Source organism: Microbacterium sp. NPDC090014, assembly GCF_044748285.1.
Classification (GTDB): Bacteria; Actinomycetota; Actinomycetes; order Actinomycetales; family Microbacteriaceae; genus Microbacterium.
In genome coordinates this window covers 2,248,653-2,272,455 of record NZ_JBIVFS010000001.1, presented here as the reverse complement: position 1 = coordinate 2,272,455, position 23,803 = coordinate 2,248,653, and the positions used below count along the sequence as shown (strand labels likewise).

Sequence of the window (23,803 nt, the reverse complement as noted above, 5' to 3'; positions counted from 1 at the left end):
CCCGCTCTACGCGCCGACGTACTCTGCCAGATGCTCGCCCGTGACCGTCGATCGCGCAGCTACGAGTTCTGCGGGGCTTCCCTCGAAGACGATGCGGCCGCCATCGTGGCCCGCGCCGGGACCGACGTCGATGATCCAGTCGGCGTGCGCCATCACAGCCTGGTGATGCTCGATCACGATCACGGTCTTTCCGGATTCGACGAGTCGATCGAGCAGTCCGAGGATGTTCTGGACGTCAGCGAGGTGGAGCCCCGTGGTCGGCTCGTCGAGCACGTACGTGTCGCCCTTCTCCCCCATCTGGATGGCCAGCTTGATGCGCTGGCGTTCGCCTCCGGACAAGGTGGACAGCGGCTGTCCCAGCGATAGGTAACCGAGGCCCACATCTTCGAGGCGTCCGAGGATCGTCGCTGCCGCCGGCAGCTTCGCCTCCCCCTCGGAGAAGAACACCCGTGCCTCGGCGACCGGGAGATCCAAGACCTCGGTGATGTCCTTGCCCGCCAGCTTGTACTCGAGGACGGCAGCCTGGAAGCGCTTGCCGCCGCAGTCCTCGCAGGGTGTCTCTATCGTGTCCATGAACCCGAGTTCGGTGATGATGACACCGGCGCCCTTGCAGGTCGGGCAGGCACCCTCGGAGTTCGCGCTGAACAGGGCCGGCTTGACGCCGTTGGCTTTGGCGAACGCCTTGCGGATCGGTTCGAGCATGCCCGTGTAGGTGGCGGGATTGCTGCGCCGTGATCCCTTGATCGCGCCCTGGTCGATCGCCACGACCCCCTCGCGCTTCGACACGGACCCGTGGATCAGGGAGCTCTTGCCGGAACCCGCGACCCCGGTCACGACGGTGAGGATCCCGGTGGGGATGTCGACATCGACGTTCTGCAGGTTGTTGGCCGAGGCGCCTCGGATCTCGATCGCGCCGGTGGCACTGCGCACCGAATCCTTCAGCGCGGCTCGATCGTCGAGGTGGGCGCCGGTGCGGGTTCCGCTGGCCTTCAGTCCCTCGATGGTCCCCTCGAAGCAGATCTCACCGCCGGCGCTTCCGGCGCCGGGACCGAGATCCACCACGTGGTCTCCGATGGCGATGGTCTCCGGCTTGTGCTCCACCACCAGCACGGTGTTGCCCTTGTCGCGCAGGCGCAACAGAAGGGTGTTCATCCGCTGGATGTCATGCGGGTGGAGGCCGATGGTCGGCTCGTCGAACACGTACGTCACATCGGTGAGAGACGACCCGAGGTGACGCAGCATCTTGATGCGCTGCGCTTCTCCCCCGGACAGCGTCCCTGATGGGCGCTCGAGGCTCAGGTATCCCAAGCCGAGCGTGACGAACGCGTCGAGGTTCGCACTCAGCGCCTCGAGCAGGGGCGCCGCCCCGGGGAGTTCCAAGCCTCTCACCCACTCGGCGAGATCGGTCACCTGCATGCGGCAGGCATCGGCGATGCTGATGCCGTCGATCTTGGAGGACCTCGCTCCTTCGGTGAGGCGGGTGCCATCGCACTCCGGGCACGTCGCGAACGTCGCCACGCGTTCGACGAAGGCGCGGATGTGCGGCTGCAGCGCGTCGAGGTCTTTCGAGAGCATCGACTTCGTGATCTTGGGGATCAACCCCTCGTACGTCATGTTGATGCCCGAGATCTTGACCTTGGTGACCTCACCGTAGAGGAAGAGCTGTCGCTGCTTCTCGGTGAACTCCGAGACCGGCTTGTCGGCGGGATAGAAGCCCGATGCGGAGAAGCCCTTCACCATCCAGCCGTCCGCCGTGTAGCCGGGAACCATGATCGCTCCCTCGTCGAGAGACTTCGACTCGTCGACGATCTGCGCGAGGTCGAGATCCGACACCGCTCCCCTGCCCTCGCATCGAGGGCACATGCCGCCGAGGTAGATGGCGTCCTTGACGATCTTCTTCTCGCCGCCCGGCCCCGTCATCACTCCGCTGGCCTTCTGAGTCGGGATATTGAACGAGAACGCCGTCGGGCCTCCGATGTAGGGGTCACCGAGCTTGCTGAAGAGGATGCGCAGCATGGCGTTCGCGTCGGTGACCGTTCCGACGGTGGATCGCGGATTCGCGCCGAGACGCTCCTGATCGACGATGATCGAGGTCGTGAGTCCCTCGAGCACGTCGACGTCCGGACGCGGGACCGACGGCATGAAGCCCTGGACGAACGCGCTGTACGTCTCGTCGATCATGCGCCGTGACTCGGCGGCGATCGTGTCGAAGACCAGCGAGCTCTTGCCGGATCCGGAGACTCCGGTGAAGACGGTGAGGCGACGCTTGGGAATGTCGACGCTCACCTCTTTGAGGTTGTTCTCGCGCGCACCCTGTACGCGGATGATGTCGTGGCCGTCAGCGGGGTGCGTCGTCATGGTGATCCTCGAGTAGCGACCGGGGTCAGCCGGCCTGGTTGATTCGGAGCAGGTTGCCTGCGGGGTCTCGGAAGGCGCAGTCGCGCACGCCGTAGGGCTGATCCATGGGCTCCTGCACCACATCGGCGCCGTTGTCGACAAGTCGCTCGAACACCGCGTCGAGATCGTCGCTCGCGAGAGTCAGCGCGCCGTAGCTGCCCTTCGCGATGAGTTCGAGGATCGTCTGGCGCTCGGCGTCCGTAATCCCGGGATCGGTTGCCGGCGGGTGCAGCACGATCGACGTCTCCGGCTGCCCCGCGGGACCGACCGTGAGCCACCGCAGGCCGTCGTAGCCGACGTCGTTGCGCACCTCGAAGCCAAGGGCGTCACGGTAGAAGCCGAGAGCCGCCTCGGCATCGGTGTGCGGAAGGAATGCGTAGTGGATGCTGATGTTCATGAGACTCACGTTAGGTGCGCGCCCGTGCGCGGCGCTTCTTGATTCCTGATCGGTCGGATGACGTGCTTCGCCTGGAACGTCGGAATGCCGTCGACGTCGGCGGCGCGCTCACGATACACGCGGGGTGGGACACCGACCAGTTCCGTGAATCGAGTGCTGAACGTGCCCAGCGATGAGCATCCGACTTCGAAGCACACCTCGGTGACGCTGAGGTCGCCGCGGCGCAGCAGAGCCATCGCGCGCTCGATCCGCCGCGTCATCAGATAGGAGTATGGCGACTCGCCGTAGGTCTCCTTGAAGCGCCTGCTGAGATGGCCGGCCGACATGTGTGCTCCGCGGGCGAGCGCCTCCACATCGAGAGGTGTGGCGTACTCGCGGTCGATCCGATCCCGCACCTTGCGCATCACGACGAGTTCGCGGAGCCGCGCGTCATCGTCCGAGGTCACCCCCTGATTTTGCCATGACCGCGCGTGACGGAGTGTGAACGTCGGCGACATATCGATATCGGGTTCCCCCATCCGTCACCGGACAGCGCTACTCTGTCAGCATCCCTCACAGGATTTTCTCAGAAAGGGTCCCCACCATGACTGATTCCCTCGCTTCCGAAGCGAAATCGCTGTTCAAGTCCATTCGAGTCGTCCTGGCCGTCTCCGGTGTCATCGCACTGATGGCGGGCATCGTCCTGCTCGTCTGGCCCGCCAAGTCCGCCGTCATCGTGACGGGCATCTTCGCCACCTACCTCGTGATCGCGGGCCTCGTCTACATCGGGCTCGCCATCTTCTCCCGCGTGAAGGGCGGGTGGGCTCGAGTCGGGCACATCGTGCTGGGCCTCGTGTACATCGTGGCCGGCGTCATCGCGTTCGCGAACCTCGGCGTCGCCGCTGCCACTCTCGCGCTCGTCGTCGTCATCTTCATCGGCATCAGCTGGATCGTCGACGGAGTGGTGGCGTTGTCGCTTCTCGGAAAGGACGGCTCGCGAGTCTGGACGCTGCTTTACGCTCTGCTCAGCATCATCGCCGGTATCGTCGTCCTCTTCTCGCCCCTGTACGCGGCAGCCGTGCTCTGGCTGGTGCTCGGCATCTCGCTCGTCGTCCTCGGGATCGTGCAGATCGTGCGCGCGATCACACTGGGCAAGGACGCGAAGGAGTTCGTGGCATCGGCGAAGGCCGACTCCGCGCTCTGATCCTCCCCGCAACGCGAAGAGCCCCGTCCACGCGGACGGGGCTCTTTCGGTGCTATCAGCCGCTCACTCCGCGGCGAATGCGCTCACATCGCCGACGAGACGCGTGTTGTCGGCGGGGACAGCGTCGATTGCCGCGCGAGCGACCTCCGCGGCGAACTCCGACACGTTGTAGAGCTTGCCGGCGGATTCGCGCCGCTCCGCGATCGCTCCAGGGTTGGCGCGCTCGAGCAGAGTCGCGGTGATCGTGCCTTCGATCATGTCTCCGGACACCACGGTGAAGCCGATGCCCTTCTCCGCGAGCCCGGGGATCCGCTCGCGGAGCGCGTCTTCTCCGGCGCGCTTCGACAGGGCGACGGGCTCGTACTCCGGCATGGTCGGGGTGGTGCGTATGAAGTGCGCCTGGTGGCTCGTGACGAAGACGACCCGCGCGCCGTCGCCGAGCAGCGGAACAGCCGCATCGAGGACGTTCAGCTGCGCGTCGCGGTTGAGGGTCAGGGCGTAGTCCTCGGCCATTCCCGATTCCATGCCGCCGGAGGCATTGAGGACGAGGACGTCGAGGCGTCCGAACTCGGCCTTCACCGCATCGAACATCTCGCCGACGGATGCGGGGTCGGTCAGGTCGGCACCGACGACCAGCACGCGGCGGCCCAGCTCGCGCAGCTGCCCGGCGAGCTTCTCTGCACGTGGGGCCTTGTTGCGGAAGTTGATCACCACGTCGGCGCCGGCCTCGGCGAGGTAGCGCACGGTGTCCGCCCCGATGCCTCGAGACGAGCCGGTGACGAGGGCGACCTTGCCCTCGAGAGAACCTGCGGGAAGAACGTCGGTCACAGTGACTCCTCTGATGCGTGATTCGCCGTGATGACACGGCGCTTTCAGACTATCAAGCCGGCCCCGTCCAGCCGGGACCGCGCTCGACCTGCGTGATAGGTTGACCGCAAAGGAGGCCGCATGGACAACTTCGCGACATTCGTTCAGTTCATCGACCAATGGGCATGGATCGGTTGGCTGATCCTGATCGCCATCTTCCTCGTGATCGAGATGCTGACTCTCGACTTCACCTTCCTGATGCTGAGCTTCGGCAGCGTCGTCGGGCTCGTCACGGACTTCCTCGGCATCCCGGTCTGGGTACAGGTGCTGATAGCCGCCGCGGCGGCCGCGCTCTTCATCCTGTTCCTGCGTCCGCCGCTGATCAGACGCCTGCATCGGGGCGAGGACCCGACCAAGTCCAACGTCGACGCGCTTCTCGATCTCCGAGGCATCGCGCTGCAGGACATCACCCAGATCTCCGGCCAGGTGAAGCTGAGCAACGGCGACACCTGGACCGCCCGCACCGCCGGAGCCGTGCCGATCCCGCAAGGTTCACCGATCGCCGTCATGACGATCAACGGCGCGACCGCGACCGTCCGTCCCGTCAACGACTAGGAGAGTCTCTTGGACGATGCATCGTTCATCCCCGCAGCGATCGGGTGGATCCTCGTCATCGCGATCATCATCTTCGTGGTGGTCACGCTGGCTCGCTCCATCCGCATCATCCCCCAGGCCACGGCCGGCGTGGTCGAGCGCCTGGGCCGATATCACAAGACACTGACGCCAGGTCTGAACATCCTGGTGCCGTTCATCGACCGGCTGCGTCCCCTCATCGACATGCGCGAGCAGGTGGTGTCCTTCCCACCGCAGCCCGTGATCACCGAGGACAACCTGGTGGTCTCGATCGACACCGTCGTCTACTTCCAGGTCACCGACGCTCGCGCTGCGACATACGAGATCGCCAACTACCTGGGCGCCGTCGAGCAGCTGACGACGACGACACTGCGAAATGTGGTCGGTGGACTCAACCTCGAAGAGGCCCTGACCAGTCGCGACAACATCAACGGACAGCTTCGCGTCGTGCTCGACGAGGCGACGGGCAAGTGGGGAATCCGCGTCGGCCGCGTCGAGCTGAAGGCCATCGACCCGCCCATCTCCATCCAGGACTCGATGGAGAAGCAGATGCGCGCCGAGCGGGACCGTCGAGCGGCGATCCTCACGGCTGAGGGAACCAAGCAGTCGGCGATCCTCGAGGCCGAAGGTGCGCGACAGGCGGAGATCCTCCGCGCAGAGGGCGACAAGCAGGCCGCCGTGCTGCGCGCCCAGGGTGAGGCCGAAGCGATCCAGAACGTCTTCACCGCCATCCACCAGGGCGAGCCTGACGACAAGCTGCTCGCATACCAGTACCTGCAGATGCTTCCGAAGATCAGCGAAGGCCAGTCGAATAAGCTCTGGATCATCCCGAGCGAGCTGACCGAGGCGCTCAAGGGCATCGGCACCGCGTTCACCCCGCGACCGGGACAGCCCCCGACGAACCTGCCGGGCGCGTGACGCACCCGTATTTCGTCAAGGCGCGTCACCCCCGAGTCCTCGCTCACCGCGGTCTGATCACCGCGGCGGGCGGGGACTCCGGTGTCTGGGAGAACTCGGCCGCCGCCGTCGCCGCCGCTCATGCCGCCGGAGCAGAGTACATCGAGACCGACTGCCGGGTGACGGCCGACGGTGACGTCGTGCTCTTCCACGACGCGACGCTGCACAGACTGGCCGACGATCCCCGTCGCGTCGGTGAGGTGCGCACCCGCGAACTCGCCGCGATCTTCTCCGACCACGGCGGGCTGCTCACGGTCGCTGACGCACTCTCCGCTTTCCCGACCACGCGCTTCAACATCGACGTCAAGACCGTCGACGCGGCAGCACCCCTCGGCCCCCTCCTGGCGGACCACACGCATCGAGTTCTCGTGACCAGCTTCTCCGATGCGAACCGACGTGAGACGATCGCAGCGGTCCTGCGCGCGGGGGCCCCGCTCCGACCGGCGACGTCGGGCGGCAGCCGCACCATCGCCGCGGTCCGCGCTCTCTCCACTCTGCGCCTGTCCCCCGGCCGCGCTCTGCTCGACATCGACGTGCTGCAGATTCCTGAGCGGCATCGCGGCGTGAAGGTGCTGACGCCTGCGCTCCTCCGAGCGGCGCACCGGCGCGGCGTCGAGGTTCACGTGTGGACGGTGAACGACGCGGACTCCATGCGACGACTCGTCCGGCTCGGCGTCGACGGCATCGTCACCGACCGCGCCGATCTCGCGCTGGCCACGATCGGCCGTTGAGTCCGCCACGCCGCCATTACGCTGTGGCGCTGGGATTCCGCTGTGAATAGCGCCGAGAACGCGCTCGTATGGATGAAGCGCACAGGCTGGAGCGTTATACCTGACAGCGACGAGAGGACCACACAATGGCAGATCGCAGCCTACGCGGCATCCGACTCGGCGCCCAGAGCCTACAGAGCGAAGAGGGCGTCGTTTTCATGGAGCGCCGTGAAACCACCTACATCTGTGACACCTGCGGCCATGTCACGAACCTGATGTTCTCGGCGGACGCAGAGCCGCCCCAGACGTGGGAGTGCCGTTCCTGCGGAGCGGACGCGCGCCTGAACGTCGACGGCCAGGCCGTCACGCTCGATGCCACGGACGAGAAGGCCGCCCGCACACACTGGGACATGCTTCTCGAGCGTCGTACCCGCGCAGAGCTCGAGGAGCTCCTCGAGGAGCGACTCGCCTTCATCCGTGCCCGCCGCGGCGCAGGTGAAGACCCGACCCGCGAGAAGATCGGCGCCTAGCGCCTGCGGGCGCGCAACCACCCGAAGGCCAGCGCGCCCAGTCCGCCCCAGACCAGAAGACCCTGGATCCAGGGTCCCAGGACGACTCCAGCAGTCAGGCCGGAGCGCAGCTCGACATCTTCGAGCAACGCTCCGGCCTTTCCTGCATCCAGGCTCGAGACCGTCGTGCCATCCGCGCGGATCACCTGGCTGGTGCCGACCGTCGAGATGTTCACGACGCTGCGGCCGGTCTCGATCGCACGCATCCGCGCGACGGCGAGTTGCTGCAGATTCTCATTCGTCCCACGGAAGTCCGCGTTGTTCGTCTGGAAGACGAGCACTTCGGCACCGTCTGCCATGCCCTCGCTGATCACGTCGTCGTAGATCACGTCGAAGCAGATCGCCAGCCCGACCTTCACACCGTCGACGTCGATGACCGGCGGATTCGAGCCCGGGGTGTACTCGCGCTGGATCAGACCGATCAGATCGGGTGCGAGTGCGTTGAAGAAGGCGCGGTCGGGGACGTACTCCCCGAAGGGGACCGGATGCCGCTTGTCATGGACCTGCCCGTCAGCGCCCTCTTGCGTCCAGAGCATCGACGTGTTGTAGAAGAGACCGTCTCGTTCCGTGGCGGCATTCGCCAGCAGCGGTGCGCCGACACGCGAGGCGATCGCGCTCATTCTTCTCGCCAGAGAGTCCGATTGGAACGGATCGAAGTCGAGCGACCCCTCGGGCCAGACCAGCAGGTCGACGTCCTCGCCGTAGAGCGGTTCGGTCGCGTCGGTCTGCGCGTCGATGAGCGAGTAAGGCTCGCGCTCGTCGAAATACCCGCTCGGCCCGTTCCCCTGCACTGCCGCGATGCGCAGCGATCCGCTGGTGGTCGTGGGGAAGAGCGGTGTGAGCAGCAGAACCACGGTCACGACGACCGGTGCGATCAGCGCAGCCGGCCGGCACCAGAGTCGTTCGCGCACCACCTGGATCACGAGGGCGACGAGGAACACCATCAGGAAGCTGAGACCGCTCACGCCGGTCCAGGACGCGACGTGAGCCAGCGGGCTCTCGGCCTGGCTCATGCCCAGACGAGCCCAGGGGAACCCTCCATAGGGCCAGGAGCCGACGAACACCTCGCGCCCGACCCAGAGCGCCGCCACCACGGCCGGAAGGAGCAGGAGCCGCGCCCAGACGCTCGGGAAGGCTCGGGGCATCCAGCGATAGGCGAGGGTGATCAGGATCACAGCCACCGCCGTGAGCACGCCTTCCAGGACGCTCAGCGCCGCCCAGGGCAGCGGGCCCAGGTAGCGAGATGTGAAGGACACGAGCAGTCCGAAGAAGAGCACACCGTAGACGAGTCCGACCGCCAGAGCTCCGCCGGCCCGTCGACCGATCAGCGCCACGAGCAGCAGCGCTGTGGCCGGGAAAGCCAGCACCCACACCGCAGTGGACGGATAGGACAGATTCATCAGGAGCGCGGCCATCGCCGCAGCGGGGAGGGCGAGCGAGAGCGGCAGGAGGGGGCGCTGCGGCACGCGGGGTTCGGGCATCCTTCCTATTCTCACATCGAGGAATAGGCGACGATGCCGCGACGGACGCCGTCCAGAGCCACGCGGGCGTTGCGGGCCAGCGCACCGTCTTCCGCGACGATCGAGAGCTGATCGAGCAGATCGATCGTCTGTTTGGCCCATCGCACGAAGTCGCCGGCCGCCATGTCTGCGTCCACGAGGACGCGGTCCAGCATCCCTCCTCGCGCCCACGAGTGCATCGCACCGGCGAGGCCCGCCGACAGAGGCTCGGATCCCGGCAGATGGTGGTCCTTCTCGAGGTCGTCCAGCTCGGCCCACAGGGTCGTCGTCTTCTCGTACGCTGCGCGGAAGGCACCTCGGGGCAGGTCCCGCTCCCCCGCATTCGCCTCGTCGCGACGAGGCTCGTAGACGAGGCAGCACGCCATCGCAGCGAGGGACGGCGCGTCGAGACCGTTCCACAGCCCCTGTCTGAGAGATTCGGCCACCAGCAGATCGCGTTCGCCGTAGATCCGGCGCATCGTCCGCCCGGCCTCGGTGAGCGTTGTCTCCCCCTCGTCGTCTCGGTGGAGATAGTCCAGGGTCTCGAGCACCTCGACGACGCGATCGAAGACGCGCGCCACCGTGCCGGTCCTCGTCTCGATCTGTCGGCGGATGCGATCGTTCTGACGCTTGAGCTTCCAGTACCGCTCGGCCCAGCGCGCATGGGCTTCGCGATCAGGGCATCGATGGCATCCGTGACGCTGCATGCGCGTGCGGAGGCTGTGGATCTGCTTCATGCGCTTGTCGCGCGATGTGCGCGGCGCGTTCGAGTCCTGGCGGTTCTTCTTCTCGAGATCGCTCAGCTCGCGGCGGATGGAGGCGTAGTCCAGGAAGTCGCCGTGATCGCAGACCATCGCCGCCTTGTACCCGTCCAGCGACTCCTCCGCTTCGCGGACCTGTCTCGCCAGTCCGACGACTGCGCGGTCGGCCTGGAACTGCGCGAAAGACGACTCGAGCACTTCGCGGGCCCGGGGCTTGCCGAACAGATCGATCAGGTTGACGGCCATGTTGTACGTCGGCCGGAAGCTGGAGTTCAGCGGATAGGTGCGGCGAGAGGCGAGGGCCGCGACCGCCTGCGGATCCATGCCCTCGGTCCACTGCACCACCGCGTGACCTTCGACGTCGATGCCGCGTCGTCCCGCGCGACCGGTGAGCTGCGTGTACTCCCCCGATGTGATCGCGACTCGGGCCTCGCCGTTGAACTTCTCCATCTTCTCGAGAACGACGGTTCTCGCGGGCATGTTGATGCCCAGAGCCAGGGTCTCGGTGGCGAAGACGACCTTCACGAGCTTCCGCTTGAAGAGGTCCTCGACGACCTCCTTGAAGGCCGGCAGCAGACCCGCATGGTGCGCAGCCACACCGCGCTCGAGGTTCTCGAGCCACTCCCAGTAGCCCAGCACGCCGAGGTCCTCATCCTGCAGCGAACGGGTCCGGTCCTCGACGATCGCTCGGATCTCCGCGCGCTCCTCGGTCGACGTCAGCCGCACGCCCGATCTCCGGACCTGCTGCACCGCCGCATCGCACCCGACTCTGCTGAAGATGAAGAAGATGGCAGGCAGGAGGTTGGCCTGCTCGAGCAGCCGCACCACGTCCGGGCGATCCATGCGCTCGATCCGACGCACGTTCGCGGAACGGACGGGGCGACGTCCGCCTCGTGGCGGGCGCTGCGCCTGTCGGCCGGCATGGCGATTGCTGCGATACTCCTGCGCCGAACGATTGTTGTCGTAGTTGGAGCCGGTGAAGGAGCGGATCCGCATCAGCTCCTGATTGACCTGTGCGGTCGCGATCCCCGCCCGATCGTCGAAGAGCGGCAGCAGATCATCGCGGACGAGCACGTGCTGCTCGAGCGGAACCGGACGGATCTCCGAGACGATCACCTCGGTGTCCCCGCGCACGGTGTCGAGCCAGTCTCCGAACTCCTCGGCGTTCGAGACGGTGGCGCTCAAGGAGACCAGCCGTACGTGCTGCGGCAGGTGGATGATCACCTCCTCCCACACTGCCCCGCGGAAACGATCCGCGAGGTAGTGGACCTCGTCCATGATGACGTAGCGGAGGTCTCGGAGCGCGGCCGAGTCGGCGTAGATCATGTTGCGCAGCACCTCGGTCGTCATCACGACGATCCGGGCATTGCCGTTGATGTTCGTGTCGCCGGTGAGCAGACCGACGTCGTCCGGGCCGTACACATCGACCAGCTCGCGGAACTTCTGATTCGAGAGCGCCTTCATCGGCGTGGTGTAGAAGGCCTTGTCCCGCGGAGTCTGCATCGCGAGATGGATGGCGAACTCGCCGACGATCGTCTTGCCTGCACCGGTCGGCGCGGCGACGAGCACGCTCTGGCCGTCTTCGAGTGCGTGGCATCCTTCGACCTGGAAGGGGTCGAGCTCGAACTTCTGGTTCGCGGCGAAGGCGACGGTCGCCGGGTGCCCTGCCGCCTGTCGAGCCGCGGCGTATCGTTCGGCCGGCGAGCTCATACGGCCACGGGTTCGATGCCTGCAGCGGCGTCGCGCTTGCGCTTGCGTCGGTCGAAGAGCATCGAGATGAAGGTCGCCGCGAAGTACAGCACGATCATCGATCCCATCAGCAGCAGCATCGAGAACACATCAGCAGGCGGAGTCGTGACGGCGGCGAAGATCGTGCACACCAGGATGGCGACTCGCCAGCCCTTCAGGATGTCGCGGCCCGACATGATGCCGGCGAGATTGAGTGCCACCAGGAAGACAGGCAGCACGAAGGCGATGCCGAGCACGAGCAGGAACTTGAAGACGAAGTCGTAGTAGGTGGAGTAGTCGAAGAACTGCGCCATGCCGGTGGGGACGAACGATGCCATGACTTCGATCACATGCGGAAGCACGAAGAACGCGACGGTGCAACCGCCGAAGAACAGCGGGATGGCCGCCCCGAGGAATCCCCAGGTGTACTGGGTCTCCTTCTTCGTGAGCCCCGGCATGACGAAGGCCCAGACCTGCCACAGCCACACCGGCGCGGAGATCAGGAGTCCGATCGCGAAGGCAATCCGCATGCGCAGATCGAACCCGCTCGTCACGGTGGTGAAATTCAGGCCGGTGTACTCGCGCCCCTGCTGCTCCGCGATCGTGGCGATCGGCACCGAGAGCAGGTCGATGATCGGCCCTGTCACGAAGAAGGCGATGATCATGCCGACCACCAGGGCACCAGCTGCGATGAACAGACGCTTACGGAGCTCGATCAGGTGCGCGCCGAGAGACATCCGCCTGTCACGGCCCGGCGTCTCCTGGTCGGCGGAATCGAGAGCGGACACGAACTAGGCGGATCGAGGAGGCTGACCCGGATCCGTGTCGCGAGCCGTCACCGTGGTGTCTGCGACCGAGGTCGTGGTGGTCGGGGATGCCGGATCTGCGGCATCAGTCGCGTCCTCGTTCTTCATCGCCTTCATCTCGCCCTTGAACACCCGGGCGGACTGACCGAGGCTCTTCGCCAGTGCCGGCAGCTTCGCCGCACCGAAGAGCAGCAGGATGACGGCGAGGATGATCAGCAGATGTGGCCAACCGAAAGCGCCCATGATTCTCCTTCGTCGTTTGGTGAAAGTCTAACGGGCGTTGTCGCCTTCGGGGTGGCGATACAGGGCGAGTCCGGCCGCAGCCCATTCCCGCGCGGCAGTTCGAGCGACCCCGGGATCCACCACTTCGAGGGCGCCGCCGAACTTCGCCGCCAGTCGCTTCACTCCCCGAGGGTCTGCGAGATGCAGCCGAACGGTGACGATCCCATCGCTGACGTCGGAGTTGTCGGCCGTCAGGAAGTCCCCGAGCAGGGGCGCCATCCGCTCGGGCACCCGCACTCGCACCTCCCCCTCGTCCTCGACGGCCGAGAAGGCCTCCGGGACGTGCTCGCCCGCGTGCGTGATCGGGATGTCGGTCAGCCGGGCATCGCTCACGCGATCCAGGTGGAAGGTGCGCATGGCCTGTCGCATATGGCACCACCCCTGCAGATACCACTGCGCGTTGGTGATGAGCACCTGCACGGGATCCACGGTGCGCGTCGTGGGCGCGGCATCGGGGGCCTGATACGTGAACGACACGGCGACGCCGTTCTGCACGGCTCTCGACACCACCTGGCGGACCTCGTCGACGGCGCTCGGCGCGACGACGACCTCGGCCGGCGCATCGGCCGCGCCGCGCGAGAGCTTCGAGATGAGGCCGCTGACCAATCCCGAGTCGGAGACCGCCGGCACGGCGGCGACCATCTGCAGGCCCGCGAGGAGCGCGGCGGCTTCTCGGGCCGTGAATCGAGGAACCCGGCGCAGAGCGACGTCGTTGGTGATCTCGATGATGTCCTCTTCGTCGAGGAGGTCCCAGTTGATGTCGAACATCTCCTGCGGCTGCTGCCAGAAGCCGGAATCACCGGGCAGGCCGATGACCGTGAGCTTCTCGACCATCTGCCGCATCTCCGTCGAGGTCACACCGAACTCGGCAGCCGCCTCGGCGAGCGAGACCTGTCCGTGCTCGAGGAGATAGGGCACCAGAGTCAGATAGACGCGGACTCGGTCAGCGGCGAGCAGCGGCTTGCCTTGGGCGCTCATCGGACCTCCCCCGCATCCGAATTCGTCGCCACGACCGCGGTCAGGCGATCGACGACGGCCGAGCGGAGCTCCGCAGGCTCGACAACCCGCACCTCGGGACCGTACGACGCGAGCTCGTCGGCGAAGATGTGCAGGTCCACGAACGGGACGAGGATGCCCTGGGGCGCCGCCGGAGTCGCCCGGCGGCCGAGCCGCAGCGACGCCTCGGTGCCGGGTGTGACCTCGAGCAGCGCAGAGTTCTGAGCGGCGACGCGCTCGAGACCGGCCAGGGCACGCTCCCCCGCACCCTCGCGCAGCGCAGGGTCGAATGCCTTCGCCGTGATCTTCACATCGCCGACGATCCTGCTGAGCAGGAACATGCGGTCCTGCTCGATGTCCACATCGACGCCGAACACGTGCCATCTCGCTTCATAGTCGACGAGTGCGAGCGGGCGGATGCTGCGGCGCCGCGGTGCGCCCTCCCCCGGCTTGAGGTAGTCGAAGACGACCACGCGGCTCTTCTCGATCGCATCCTGCAGGGGAGGGAAAGCGGCATCGCGGGCGGTGATCCGCGGCGCGAACCCGATGATCGGTTCGTCGCCGTCGATCCCGAGCGCCCGGATCTTGCGCACGCCGGCCTTGGCGTCGCCGGATGCGGACTCGGCACTCCACACGCTCCCCGCCAGCTGCAGCACAGCGAGCTCGGCGGCCGTGAACTCGATATCGCTGGGCAGGTCGTATTCCGCCTGCGGAATACGGTAACGCGCTTCGCGGAGGTCATTCGGATCGGCCTGATCCCCGATCGTCTCGACGGGGACGCCGAGAGTGCGCAGTTCGTCCTTGTCGCGCTCGAACATCTTCTCGAGTGCATCCGAACGCACGCCCGCATCGGCGCGCTGACGGTAACCCGACACGTTGTCGAGGATCTGCTGCTTCGTGAGCCCGATCTCCGTGGCCATGAGCGCCACGACGAGATTCGTCAGGCGCTCTTCCGCGGGAATACGGGCCGCCATCACTGCTCCGGGACGGGAACGACGCCCAGGATGTCGACCACGATCGCGGTCGCCGGGTTTCCGTCTGCCTCGGGCACGACGACCAGGAGCTGGGAGCCGACCGTCGCGCCGACGAGCTCCTTCGCTGCGGGGCCGATGTTGGGCTCGGCACCCCACGTGCTCGAGGTGACCGTCTTGTCGTCCCATCCGAGCGCCATGATGTTGGTCACGATGGTCGATTCCTTCTCGACCTTCTCCCCGTCGCCCTTGATGAGCGTCTGAGTGACGGTCTCGGTGGGGGCGTCGCTGTCGGGGATGATCACTCCGGGGGTGCCATCGGGAGCGCGGACGACGGTCGGCAGGCCCCGGGCGTCGTTGAATTGCGATGAGCCCTCGGCGTGAGCGAGGTAGACATCCTGGAGGTCGATGATGGCGACCACGTTCTCATCCTCTTCGAGACCGAAGGCCTCGACATTCGCCTCGCCGAAGTCCTCGGGGGTCAGCACCGCGACGATCCGGCTGCCTCCGGTCGCGCACTCCAACACGGTCTCGAGACCGGCGGACCGCTCTGCCCAGTAGGAGATGCTGTGCACACGGCTCGGGTCGCCGTTGAACTCGGACTCGTACAGCTTCTCGCCGCTCTCGCCGCCATAGAAGGCGATGTCGAGCACCATCGGCTGGGAGGTGGTGGTGAGCGTGTTTCCCTCGCCGGTCACCACGTCGGCGAAGGACGTCTCGTCCGCCTTCACCGGGCTGTACACGGTGACGTCCGGAGCCTCTCCGAGGTCGCCCTCGACGGTGACCGAATCCTTCACGGATGCGGTCGATGCCGCCGCCCGATCGCACGCATCACCGGCGAACGAGGGCGCCGAGGCGCATCCGGTCAGAGTGAGGACGGCGAGGCTGATGGTTGCCAGAACGGCGGACGTTTTACGCACGCGCTCCAGTCTATTCCGTCGGTGGCTCGGATTCGCGCGAACCGGCGGCGAGACGGGCGCCCTCAGCGGCCTTCGCGGCCTCTCTCGCCCGCTTGCGCAGATTCTTGTCGTTGATCTCGCGATCGCCGACAGCCCCCGGCGTCCACGCCTCGACATCCGCATCGCCGTAGCTGCTCTTCGATGCCCTGCGCTTCACCTGAGGGGCCACGGCGCCCGGCGCCAGCCGACGAGCCGTGAGGAGGAAGCCGGTGTGCGCCACCATCCGGTGATCGGGTCGCACGGCGAGACCCTCGACGTGCCAGCCGCGAACCATCGTCTCGGACGCCTCGGGATCCGTGAACAGGCCCGTGCTCCGGATGTACTCGGCCACCCGCGAGAGCTGCGTGGCGGTGGCCACGTAGCACAGCACGACGCCGCCGGGGGTGAGTGCGTCGGCGACGACATCCATGCATTCCCACGGCGCGAGCATGTCGAGTACGACACGGTCGACCGTGCCCGCCGGGAACTCCGCCGGCAGCGCATCCGCGAGATCTCCCACCACGACGTCCCAGGTGTCCGGCGTCTCGCCGAAGAAGGTCTCGACGTTGCCCCGTGCGACCTGGGCGAAGTCCTCACGACGCTCGAACGACACCAGCCGGCCGACCGGACCGATGGCCCGCAGGAGCGAGAGCGAAAGGGCACCGGACCCGACACCCGCTTCCACGACGACGGCACCGGGGAAGATGTCGGCCTGCATCACGATCTGCGCGGCGTCCTTGGGGTAGACGATCGCGGCGCCGCGCGGCATCGACATCGCGAAGTCGCGGAGCAGAGGCCGGAGCGCGAGGTACTCGTGTCCCGAGCTGTTCGCGGCCACTGAGCCGTCGGGCAGACCGATGAGGTCGCGGTGCCGGAGCACGCCCTGGTGCGTGTGCAGCTCGCCGTCCTCTCGGAGGGTCACGGTGTGCAGGCGACCCTTGGGGCCGGTCAGCTGCACCCGATCGCCCTCGCGGAACGGCCCGCTCGGCCGCTGTGAGGTGGTGTCGGTCATCGGGTGGCTCCCGTCATGGAGGTCTTTCGGTCGAAGAGTTCGATCAGGTCGGCGGCGGTGCGCCCCTCGAGGCTCGGCCACAGCTCATGCGCGCCCACGTGATCGAGCGAGACGATGTGCGGCACGCCGAGGGCGACGGCGCCGGATGCGATGCCCGCGCGGAGCCCGGTCGGTGAGTCCTCGATGACCACAGCATCGGCGATGTCGATCTCGAGCAGGGATGCCGCGTGGAGGTAGGGCTCGGGGTGGGGCTTCGGGTTGGTCACATCATCGCCGGCGACGACGATGTCGAAGGCCTGGAACTCGATCAGGTCGACGACGCTCAGCGCCATGCGACGCAGCGACATCGTGACGAGTCCTGTGGGGATCCCCGCTGACCTCAGGTCCTGCAGCAGCTCGCGGGCGCCGGGGCGGAAGGGCACTCCTTGCGTGCGCAGTGCATCCTGGACGCCGTCGGTGAGGAGCGAGATGATCGCCTCGGCATCCATGTCGACGCCCGCGTTCTGAAGGATGATCGCGCTGTCGATGAGTCCGTTGCCGACGAGCTGAAGCGCATCCTCGTGGGTCCACGTGCCGCCGAAGGATTCGACCAGCGCGGTCTCGGCCGCCATCCAGTACGGCTCGGTGTCGACGAGTGTTCCGTCCATGTCCCAGAGGATCGCGCGGGGCTGTCTGCTCACCGAACCATGTTACCCGTGGCTCCACCCCGTCCCCGCGCCGTCGGACTAGCCTGGAGGGATACCGATCCGGAATCCACGAAGGGAGCCCACGATGGATGGCCTCGGTTCACGCATCGTCATCGTCGCCTTCGACGGGTGGAACGACGCAGGGGAAGCCGCGAGCGGCGCGGTCGCCGCACTGCGCGAGACGACGGACTACGACCTCGTGCACTCGATCGACCCGGAACTGTACTTCGACTACCAGTACACGCGCCCTGCGACGAAGATGGACGCCGAAGGGCGTCGCCAGCTCACCTGGCCCGAAGCCGGACTCTGGCGCCCGCGCGACCCCGGCCCCGGTCCCGAGTTCTGGATCCTCACGGGCGTGGAGCCTGCGCGCACCTGGCAGGCTTTCGCGTCGGAGTTCATCGACGTCGCTCTTCGCGACGACATCACGGGCTTCGTGACGCTCGGCGCGATGCTCTCCGACGTGCCCCACACCCGCCCCATCTCGATCTTCGCCTCGAGCCAGAACGAGCAGGTCCGCGAGGCGCACGGCCTCGAGCGCTCGCTCTACGAAGGCCCCGTCGGAATTCTCAGCGTCATCGAGCACTTCGCCGAGAGCGCCGGCATTCCGACCGCCAGTCTGTGGGCGAGCGTGCCGCACTACGTCGCCTCCGCCACACCGTCGCCCAAGGTGACCCTCGCTCTTCTCGATCGGCTCGAGGAGCTGACCGGCGTGGATGTGCCTCGCGACCACCTGCGCACCGAGGCCGCCGCCTGGGAGGCATCGATCGATGCCGCCGCCGCGGACGACGAGGACATGACCGAGTACATCCATCAGCTCGAGCGCACGCGCGACACGTGGGACTCCCCCGATGCGTCGGGCGATGCCATCGCTCAGGCCTTCGAGCGCTATCTCAAGCGCCGTGGCGACGGCCCCGGCGACCACAAGCGGTAGTCGCCGGGGCCCTCGTCATCACGCCGCGATGACGCCGGTCCCCAGCAGCACCAGGAGGACGGTCCCCAGGAGGATGCGGTAGATCACGAACGGCAGGAAGCTCCGCTTCGAGATGTAGTTCATGAAGAACGCGATCACGCCGAGCGCCACGACGAATGCGATGCCCGTCGCCGCGAGCGTGTCTCCGAAGGAGAAGAACGACGGCTCGTCCCAGCTCTTGAACACCTGGTAGAAGCCACTGCCGAACACGGCGGGGATCGCGAGCAGGAACGCGTAGCGAGCGGCAGCGGCACGCTCGTAGCCGAGGAAGAGTCCCATCGTGATCGTTCCACCGGAGCGCGAGACTCCGGGGATCAGCGCCAGAGCCTGCGCGAAGCCGTACGCGATGCCGTGCGGGTAGGTGAGCTGATCGAGCTTGCGCCGCTTCGCGCCGACGTGGTCGGCGATCCCGAGCAGGATACCGAAGACGATCAGCATGATCGCGACGATCCAGAGGGAGCGGAAGACGGTCTCGATCTGGTCCTGGAAGAGCAGCCCCAGGACCACGATCGGAATGCTGCCGATGATGATCATCCATCCCATGCGCGCATCCGGATCGCTGCGCGGGACCCTGCCGGTCAGCGACCGGAACCACTGCGCGATGATCCGCACGATGTCGCGCCAGAAGAACACCACGACCGCCGCCTCCGTGCCGATCTGGGTGATCGCGGTGAACGCGGCGCCGGGATCCTCGCCCGACGGCAGGAAGGTGCCGAGGATGCGCAGATGGGCGCTGGAGGAGATCGGGAGGAACTCGGTGAGTCCCTGGACGATGCCGAGGATGAGCGCTTCGAACAAGTGCATGGAGGAGCTTTCTGAGTCGTGGTGCGCGGACGTGGAGCCGAGAGCTCAATACGTGCGCAGCAGATCGGCCAGCACCCGCTGACCGAAGACAAGCGATTCTACGGGCACCCGCTCATCGACCCCGTGGAACATCCCGGTGAAGTCGAGGTCTGCGGGAAGCCGGAGAGGCGCGAACCCGTACCCGGTGATTCCGAGATATGCGAGCGCCTTGTTGTCGGTTCCTGCACCCAGCAGGTACGGGATGACCGGCACGCCGGGGTCATGCCGGCCGAGACTCGCGATCATCGCCTCGACGAGCTCGCCGTCGAAAGGCGTCTCCATGCCGATGTCCCGCACCACCGTCTGGATCTCGATCTCGTCGCCGACGATCTGCTGCAACTCGGCGAGCACGTCGTCTTCGGTTCCGGGGATCACCCGCACGTCGATCAGCGCCTCGGCACGCTCCGGGATCACGTTGTGCTTGTATCCGGCGGACAGGGCGGTCGGGTTCGTCGTCGTGCGGAACGACGAACGGAGGAAGGCCTCCGCGGGCCCCGCAGCCGCCGCGAGGGCATCCGGGTCGTCGACGGAGCGCCCGGTGAGATCGCTCAAGCCCTGCAGCAGTGCTTCGGTGGTGGGAGTGAGTCGCAGGGGCCACCGCGTGCGACCCAGGGCCGCCACGGCCTCCGCGAGCTTCGAGACCGCATTGTCGTCGTGGAGACGGCTTCCGTGGCCGGCGCGGCCCTTCGCCACGAGGCGTATCCAGATGAGCGCCTTCTCCCCCACCTGCAGCAGGTAGGCGCGGCGATCGTCGACCGTGATCGAATAGCCGCCCACCTCGCTGATCGCCTCGGTCGCGCCCTCGAACCACTCGGGGCGGTTCTGCACCACGAGAGCCGATCCCTCCACTCCGCCGTTCTCCTCATCGGCGAAGAAGGCGAGCACCAGGTCGCGTTCGGGCTGCTCGCCCGCTCGCAGCAGGTCGCCGACCGCCGTCAGGATCATCGCGTTCATGTTCTTCATGTCGACGGCGCCCCGCCCCCAGAGCATGCCGTCCTTGACGACGCCCGCGAAAGGATCGACGGTCCAGTCCTCGGCCATGGCCGGGACGACGTCGAGGTGGCCATGCACCACGAGCGCCGGCTTGCTCCGGTCGCGTCCGGGCACCCGCGCCATGACGTTCGTGCGCCGCGGGATGGGCTCGTAGTACTCGACTTCCAGGCCGAGATCCTGCAGATAGGCGCCGACGTACTCGGCCGCTTCCCGCTCGCCCTTCGCGTTGCCCCCGCCGAAGTTCGAGGTGTCGAATCGGATCAGGTCGCGCGCGATGCGAACCACCTCGGGCAGAGACACGTCAGTCATGGAGTCCAGGCTATCGAAAGGCCGTGGCGCGCCCGGGCGTCGCCGTCGGTTTCTGAGTGCCCCGAAGCTCGTGCTAATGTAAATCTTCGTTCGGCAACGAACATCCAACACCTGCGCGGGTGGCGGAATGGTAGACGCGCTACGTTGAGGTCGTAGTGCCCGTAAGGGCGTGGGGGTTCAAGTCCCCCTCCGCGCACAGACAGGCCCCGGATATCCACATGATATCCGGGGCCTTCTTCGTTTCCGATGTCGCCGTGTCGTCGGACAGGACTCGCGTGGATCGTCGAGTCCTGTCCGACGCGGTCGGGCCGGCGCCTGTCAGACCGCGCCGACGCCGAACACCAGACCGAGCACGTACGTGACCGCTGCGGCTCCGAAACCGATCGCCAGCTGACGCAGCGCACGACGCAGGGGCGGCCCTCCGGACAGGATGCCGACCATCGCTCCCGTCGACAGGAGCGCGATGCCCACGAGCACGAGAGCGACGACCACCGCTGTGGTCCCCTCGAGCCCGAAGAGCCACGGGAGCACGGGGATGATCGCGCCGGATGCGAAGAGCAGGAAGCTCGAGATCGCGGCGGTCCAGTCGCTGCCGACGATCTCGTGGTCGTCTCCGGCGTGGACGTGGACCGGCCCTGTGGCGGTGCGTTCCACGCCGGCGCGCGCGGCATCGACGATGCGCCGTGCGCGCTCCAGAGCCTCCTGCTGGCCGATCCCGCGCGCCCGGTAGACCAGAGCGAGCTCGTTCTCATCGATGTCGAGGTCGGCGGCAGATGCGGCAGCATCCTCGTTGGCCTCCGTCGACGCGAGCAACTCTCGTTGAGACCGCACGGACACGAACTCCCCCGCTCCCATCGACAGCGCCCCGGCGAGCAGGCCTGCGATGCCGCTGAACAGGACGAAACCCGAACTGACGCCTGTGGCGCCGATGCCGAGCACGAGCGCGAGGTTGCTCACGAGGCCGTCGTTGGCCCCGAAGACCGCTGCGCGGAACGAGCCCGACAGGCGACGCCGACCCCGCGCAGCGAGACCGCGAACCACCTCGTAGTGCACTTTCTCGTCAGCGCGCATCGCCGGCGTCGCGTACTGCTCCGAGTCGTACGGTGAACGTGCCTCGGCGCTCTGCGCGAGGGCCAGCACGAAGATGGATCCGAAGCGGCCCGCCATCCAGCCGAGGAGGCGGGAGCGGACGCCGGCGCGTGGCAATCGGACCGGTTCCGCGCCGAGCAGATCGAGCCAGTGCTGCTCATGGCGCCGCTCGGCGTCGGCGAGGCTGAGAAGGATCTCACGCTCCTCCCCCGTGCGTCGGCTCGCGAGCTTCTGGTACACGTGTCCTTCGGCGCGTTCCTCGACGAGGTACCGCGCCCAGCGGCGGCGGTCTGCGGTGGTGGGCTCGGCGGCAGCGGGGGCTGTCATGAAGTCTCCTGATCGACGGTCCCCGTTCTCGGGGCAACCGTTCAACGCTAGCTTCGGGAGCCCGTCTCGGTCGCACCCGGCGACGGTATTGCCAGCTTTTCGGGTATCCGAACCGGCGCCAGGGTTCAGGAGCGGACGCGCTTGCGGAGTACGTCGATACGGGACTGCAGCTGCGTCACGGTCGCCTGGGCGACTGCTGGTCCACCGCAGATCCGGCGCAGCTCGGCATGGACCGCACCATGCGGTTCGCCCTTCTGACGGGCGTACAGCCCCACGAGGCTGTTCAGCAGCTGCCGCTGCTCGCGCAGCGTGCGGTGCAGGGGCGCAGGGAGCGTCGTCGTCTCGGTGGGACCCGCCTCGGCTTCTCTCGTCTCTCGCAGTCGCGTCTGCCGTGCCTGTCGCTGCATCAGGAGCTCGTGCACGTGCTCGGGCTCGAGAAGACCGGGAAAGCCGATGAACTCCTCTTCTTCGGGGGTGCCCGGTTCGGCCAGCTGACCGAACTCCTGGCCCTCGAACACGACCCGGTCGAAGTGGGCCACCGACGAGAGCGCCTGATAGCTGAATTCCTGGGTCAGCGCGTCGGACGCGTCGTCCTCGCGGTTCGCGGAGTCGAGCAGCGAGTCCTCGAGCCCGTCGTCGTCCTTCGACTGACGGTCGAGCGCGTGATCGCGCTGCTTGTCCATCTCGTTCGCGAGACCCATCAGGACCGGCACCTGAGGGAGGAATACGCTCGCGGCCTCGCCACGGCGGCGTGCTCGCACGAATCGGCCGATGGCCTGAGCGAAGAACAGCGGCGTCGACGACGACGTGGCGTAGACGCCGACCGCGAGGCGCGGCACGTCCACCCCCTCGGACACCATGCGCACCGCGACCATCCAGCGGTCCTCGCTGTTGCTGAACTTCTCGATGCGTTCGGAGGCCGTCGCGTCATCGGACAGCACGATCGTCGGCTGCTGACCGGTGATGCTGTGCAGGATCTTGGCGTAGGCACGCGCGACGGTCTGATCGGTCGCGAGCACCAGGCCGCCGGCATCCGGAACGTGATGCCTGATCTCGGTCAGACGACGATCGGCTGCGGACAGCACAGCCGGCATCCACTCGCCCTCGGGGTCGAGCGCCGTGCGCCAGGCCTGCGAGGTCACGTCCTTGGTGTTGTCCTGCCCGAGATGCGTCTCGAGTTCGTCTCCGGTGCTCGTGCGCCATCGCATCTTGCCGGCGTACATGTGGAACAGCACGGGGCGGACGACGCCGTCGGCCAGGGCGCGACCGTAGCCGTAGTTGTAGTCGGTGCGGGAGATCCGTGCACCGGACTCGTCAGGGTGGTACTCCACGAACGGGATCGGTGCGGTGTCGCTGCGGAAGGGCGTCCCGGACAGCAGCAGTCGGCGCTTCGCCGGCCCGTACGCGTCTCGGATCGCATCACCCCAGCTGAGGGCGTCTCCGCCGTGATGCACCTCGTCGAGGACGACGAGGGTCTTCGCATCCTCGGTCAGATGACGGTGGACCGACGACTTCGCCGCGACCTGCGCGTAGGTCACGACGGCGCCGTGGTAATGCCGCGCCGGCGCCCAATGACTGTTGCGGAACCGGGGATCCAGACGGATGTGCACCCGCGCTGCTGCATCGGCCCACTGCGTCTTGAGATGCTCGGTCGGCGCGACCACGATGATCCGGTTGACCTCCCCCATGCGCATGAGCTCGACCGCGAGGGTGAGCGCGAAGGTCGTCTTGCCTGCACCGGGTGTCGCCGCGACGAGGAAGTCACGCTGATCCGCCTGGAAGTACTGTTCGAGCGCCTCCTGCTGCCAGGCGCGCAGCTTGTTCGCAGTACCCCAGGGGGCGCGCTGGGGGAAGGACGGAGAAAGCATCGAGTCAACGATAATCGCTGCCGCCGACACTCGGCACGCTCACGCGATCCGCCGAGCGCGTCCTCCCCA

23 protein-coding genes and 1 tRNA gene are annotated in these 23,803 nt (G+C 67.0%); 7 read left to right on the top strand and 17 right to left on the bottom strand.

The window, feature by feature from the left end; translation table 11 throughout:
• Nucleotides 1-6: 6 nt before the first annotated feature.
• From ACIPV5_RS10790 to ACIPV5_RS10780, 3 genes are read right to left on the bottom strand one after another with little or no spacing between them, the layout of a single operon-like run.
• On the bottom strand, nucleotides 7-2,358 hold the full coding sequence (locus ACIPV5_RS10790; protein WP_056278728.1) for an excinuclease ABC subunit UvrA: 2,352 nt from the start codon (nucleotides 2,356-2,358) through the stop codon (nucleotides 7-9).
• A 25-nt stretch (nucleotides 2,359-2,383) separates the two neighbouring features.
• A complete protein-coding gene (locus tag ACIPV5_RS10785) occupies nucleotides 2,384-2,794 on the bottom strand; it encodes a VOC family protein (RefSeq protein ID WP_056279056.1) in 411 nt (136 codons plus the stop codon).
• 5 nt (nucleotides 2,795-2,799) lie between these two features.
• Nucleotides 2,800-3,198: a helix-turn-helix transcriptional regulator gene (locus tag ACIPV5_RS10780; protein WP_232224559.1), complete on the bottom strand. Its 399-nt coding sequence runs from the start codon at nucleotides 3,196-3,198 to the stop codon at nucleotides 2,800-2,802.
• Between the two features lie 179 nt (nucleotides 3,199-3,377).
• Between ACIPV5_RS10780 and ACIPV5_RS10775 the strand changes: the two genes are divergently transcribed.
• The gene (locus tag ACIPV5_RS10775) at nucleotides 3,378-3,977 is read left to right on the top strand and encodes an HdeD family acid-resistance protein (protein ID WP_400341014.1); all 600 of its coding nucleotides are present in this window, start codon (nucleotides 3,378-3,380) and stop codon (nucleotides 3,975-3,977) included.
• 63 nt (nucleotides 3,978-4,040) lie between these two features.
• On the opposite strand, the gene ACIPV5_RS10770 is transcribed toward ACIPV5_RS10775, so the two are convergent.
• Entirely contained in the window at nucleotides 4,041-4,805 is a 765-nt protein-coding gene (locus tag ACIPV5_RS10770) for an SDR family oxidoreductase (protein WP_056278725.1), read from the bottom strand.
• Nucleotides 4,806-4,925: 120 nt separating this feature from the next.
• Between ACIPV5_RS10770 and ACIPV5_RS10765 the strand changes: the two genes are divergently transcribed.
• The 4 genes from ACIPV5_RS10765 (at nucleotide 4,926) to ACIPV5_RS10750 (ending at nucleotide 7,614) form a co-directional block, all read left to right on the top strand.
• On the top strand, nucleotides 4,926-5,399 hold the full coding sequence (locus ACIPV5_RS10765; protein WP_400341013.1) for an NfeD family protein: 474 nt from the start codon (nucleotides 4,926-4,928) through the stop codon (nucleotides 5,397-5,399).
• A gap of 9 nt (nucleotides 5,400-5,408) precedes the next feature.
• Nucleotides 5,409-6,335, top strand: a complete 927-nt coding sequence (locus tag ACIPV5_RS10760; RefSeq protein ID WP_053096070.1) for an SPFH domain-containing protein — start codon at nucleotides 5,409-5,411, stop codon at nucleotides 6,333-6,335.
• A complete protein-coding gene (locus tag ACIPV5_RS10755; RefSeq protein WP_400341012.1) occupies nucleotides 6,332-7,105 on the top strand; it encodes a glycerophosphodiester phosphodiesterase family protein in 774 nt (257 codons plus the stop codon). The genes ACIPV5_RS10760 and ACIPV5_RS10755 overlap by 4 nt, the downstream gene beginning before the upstream one ends.
• 125 nt (nucleotides 7,106-7,230) lie before the next feature.
• The gene (locus tag ACIPV5_RS10750) at nucleotides 7,231-7,614 is read left to right on the top strand and encodes an RNA polymerase-binding protein RbpA (RefSeq protein WP_053096068.1); all 384 of its coding nucleotides are present in this window, start codon (nucleotides 7,231-7,233) and stop codon (nucleotides 7,612-7,614) included.
• On the opposite strand, the gene lnt is transcribed toward ACIPV5_RS10750, so the two are convergent.
• From lnt to ACIPV5_RS10705, 9 genes are read right to left on the bottom strand one after another with little or no spacing between them, the layout of a single operon-like run.
• On the bottom strand, nucleotides 7,611-9,134 hold the full coding sequence (gene lnt / locus ACIPV5_RS10745; protein WP_400341011.1) for an apolipoprotein N-acyltransferase: 1,524 nt from the start codon (nucleotides 9,132-9,134) through the stop codon (nucleotides 7,611-7,613). The genes ACIPV5_RS10750 and lnt overlap by 4 nt on opposite strands.
• Before the next feature lie 11 nt (nucleotides 9,135-9,145).
• Nucleotides 9,146-11,623: an RNA helicase gene (locus tag ACIPV5_RS10740; RefSeq protein WP_056278721.1), complete on the bottom strand. Its 2,478-nt coding sequence runs from the start codon at nucleotides 11,621-11,623 to the stop codon at nucleotides 9,146-9,148.
• Nucleotides 11,620-12,378: a twin-arginine translocase subunit TatC gene (tatC, locus tag ACIPV5_RS10735; RefSeq protein WP_056278720.1), complete on the bottom strand. Its 759-nt coding sequence runs from the start codon at nucleotides 12,376-12,378 to the stop codon at nucleotides 11,620-11,622. The genes ACIPV5_RS10740 and tatC overlap by 4 nt, the downstream gene beginning before the upstream one ends.
• A gap of 54 nt (nucleotides 12,379-12,432) precedes the next feature.
• Nucleotides 12,433-12,690 (bottom strand): Sec-independent protein translocase subunit TatA, encoded by a 258-nt coding sequence (gene tatA / locus ACIPV5_RS10730; protein ID WP_053096064.1) that lies wholly within the window; start codon nucleotides 12,688-12,690, stop codon nucleotides 12,433-12,435.
• Nucleotides 12,691-12,717: 27 nt separating this feature from the next.
• Complete coding sequence (locus ACIPV5_RS10725; protein WP_053096063.1) at nucleotides 12,718-13,707, bottom strand: YafY family protein; 990 nt, start codon at nucleotides 13,705-13,707, stop codon at nucleotides 12,718-12,720.
• The gene (locus ACIPV5_RS10720; RefSeq protein ID WP_400341010.1) at nucleotides 13,704-14,699 is read right to left on the bottom strand and encodes a helix-turn-helix transcriptional regulator; all 996 of its coding nucleotides are present in this window, start codon (nucleotides 14,697-14,699) and stop codon (nucleotides 13,704-13,706) included. The genes ACIPV5_RS10725 and ACIPV5_RS10720 overlap by 4 nt, the downstream gene beginning before the upstream one ends.
• Nucleotides 14,699-15,616 (bottom strand): hypothetical protein, encoded by a 918-nt coding sequence (locus ACIPV5_RS10715; RefSeq protein ID WP_053096061.1) that lies wholly within the window; start codon nucleotides 15,614-15,616, stop codon nucleotides 14,699-14,701. Before ACIPV5_RS10715 ends, ACIPV5_RS10720 begins: the two co-directional genes overlap by 1 nt.
• Nucleotides 15,617-15,626: 10 nt before the next feature.
• A complete protein-coding gene (locus ACIPV5_RS10710; protein WP_053096060.1) occupies nucleotides 15,627-16,646 on the bottom strand; it encodes a tRNA (adenine-N1)-methyltransferase in 1,020 nt (339 codons plus the stop codon).
• The gene (locus ACIPV5_RS10705; protein ID WP_072591272.1) at nucleotides 16,643-17,326 is read right to left on the bottom strand and encodes an HAD family phosphatase; all 684 of its coding nucleotides are present in this window, start codon (nucleotides 17,324-17,326) and stop codon (nucleotides 16,643-16,645) included. The genes ACIPV5_RS10710 and ACIPV5_RS10705 overlap by 4 nt, the downstream gene beginning before the upstream one ends.
• A 91-nt stretch (nucleotides 17,327-17,417) precedes the next feature.
• Between ACIPV5_RS10705 and ACIPV5_RS10700 the strand changes: the two genes are divergently transcribed.
• Nucleotides 17,418-18,266, top strand: a complete 849-nt coding sequence (locus ACIPV5_RS10700; RefSeq protein WP_053096058.1) for a PAC2 family protein — start codon at nucleotides 17,418-17,420, stop codon at nucleotides 18,264-18,266.
• Nucleotides 18,267-18,284: 18 nt separating this feature from the next.
• Here the strand turns inward: ACIPV5_RS10700 and ACIPV5_RS10695 are convergent, their stop codons facing one another.
• Nucleotides 18,285-19,109 carry an undecaprenyl-diphosphate phosphatase gene (locus tag ACIPV5_RS10695; protein ID WP_053096057.1) on the bottom strand — a complete coding sequence of 275 codons (825 nt, stop codon included), beginning with the start codon at nucleotides 19,107-19,109 and terminating at the stop codon, nucleotides 18,285-18,287.
• Between the two features lie 45 nt (nucleotides 19,110-19,154).
• On the bottom strand, nucleotides 19,155-20,450 hold the full coding sequence (locus ACIPV5_RS10690; RefSeq protein WP_400341009.1) for a M20/M25/M40 family metallo-hydrolase: 1,296 nt from the start codon (nucleotides 20,448-20,450) through the stop codon (nucleotides 19,155-19,157).
• Between the two features lie 113 nt (nucleotides 20,451-20,563).
• On the opposite strand from ACIPV5_RS10690, the gene ACIPV5_RS10685 reads away from it, so the two are divergent.
• Nucleotides 20,564-20,646 (top strand) — tRNA-Leu (locus tag ACIPV5_RS10685).
• A 122-nt stretch (nucleotides 20,647-20,768) separates the two neighbouring features.
• On the opposite strand, the gene ACIPV5_RS10680 is transcribed toward ACIPV5_RS10685, so the two are convergent.
• Complete coding sequence (locus ACIPV5_RS10680; protein ID WP_400341008.1) at nucleotides 20,769-21,866, bottom strand: VIT1/CCC1 family protein; 1,098 nt, start codon at nucleotides 21,864-21,866, stop codon at nucleotides 20,769-20,771.
• A gap of 125 nt (nucleotides 21,867-21,991) precedes the next feature.
• On the bottom strand, nucleotides 21,992-23,734 hold the full coding sequence (locus tag ACIPV5_RS10675; RefSeq protein WP_072591269.1) for a DEAD/DEAH box helicase: 1,743 nt from the start codon (nucleotides 23,732-23,734) through the stop codon (nucleotides 21,992-21,994).
• Nucleotides 23,735-23,803: the final 69 nt, after the last annotated feature.

Coding starts and splice junctions, on each gene's coding strand:
- ACIPV5_RS10790 (WP_056278728.1), bottom strand. CDS start 2,358: ATGACGACGCACCCCGCTGACGGCCACGACATCATCCGCGTACAGGGT.
- ACIPV5_RS10785 (WP_056279056.1), bottom strand. CDS start 2,794: ATGAACATCAGCATCCACTACGCATTCCTTCCGCACACCGATGCCGAG.
- ACIPV5_RS10780 (WP_232224559.1), bottom strand. CDS start 3,198: ATGCGCAAGGTGCGGGATCGGATCGACCGCGAGTACGCCACACCTCTC.
- ACIPV5_RS10775 (WP_400341014.1), top strand. CDS start 3,378: ATGACTGATTCCCTCGCTTCCGAAGCGAAATCGCTGTTCAAGTCCATT.
- ACIPV5_RS10765 (WP_400341013.1), top strand. CDS start 4,926: ATGGACAACTTCGCGACATTCGTTCAGTTCATCGACCAATGGGCATGG.
- ACIPV5_RS10750 (WP_053096068.1), top strand. CDS start 7,231: ATGGCAGATCGCAGCCTACGCGGCATCCGACTCGGCGCCCAGAGCCTA.
- lnt (WP_400341011.1), bottom strand. CDS start 9,134: ATGCCCGAACCCCGCGTGCCGCAGCGCCCCCTCCTGCCGCTCTCGCTC.
- ACIPV5_RS10740 (WP_056278721.1), bottom strand. CDS start 11,623: ATGAGCTCGCCGGCCGAACGATACGCCGCGGCTCGACAGGCGGCAGGG.
- tatC (WP_056278720.1), bottom strand. CDS start 12,378: ATGTCTCTCGGCGCGCACCTGATCGAGCTCCGTAAGCGTCTGTTCATC.
- tatA (WP_053096064.1), bottom strand. CDS start 12,690: ATGGGCGCTTTCGGTTGGCCACATCTGCTGATCATCCTCGCCGTCATC.
- ACIPV5_RS10725 (WP_053096063.1), bottom strand. CDS start 13,707: ATGAGCGCCCAAGGCAAGCCGCTGCTCGCCGCTGACCGAGTCCGCGTC.
- ACIPV5_RS10720 (WP_400341010.1), bottom strand. CDS start 14,699: ATGGCGGCCCGTATTCCCGCGGAAGAGCGCCTGACGAATCTCGTCGTG.
- ACIPV5_RS10710 (WP_053096060.1), bottom strand. CDS start 16,646: ATGACCGACACCACCTCACAGCGGCCGAGCGGGCCGTTCCGCGAGGGC.
- ACIPV5_RS10700 (WP_053096058.1), top strand. CDS start 17,418: ATGGATGGCCTCGGTTCACGCATCGTCATCGTCGCCTTCGACGGGTGG.
- ACIPV5_RS10695 (WP_053096057.1), bottom strand. CDS start 19,109: ATGCACTTGTTCGAAGCGCTCATCCTCGGCATCGTCCAGGGACTCACC.
- ACIPV5_RS10690 (WP_400341009.1), bottom strand. CDS start 20,450: ATGACTGACGTGTCTCTGCCCGAGGTGGTTCGCATCGCGCGCGACCTG.
- ACIPV5_RS10680 (WP_400341008.1), bottom strand. CDS start 21,866: ATGACAGCCCCCGCTGCCGCCGAGCCCACCACCGCAGACCGCCGCCGC.
- ACIPV5_RS10675 (WP_072591269.1), bottom strand. CDS start 23,734: ATGCTTTCTCCGTCCTTCCCCCAGCGCGCCCCCTGGGGTACTGCGAAC.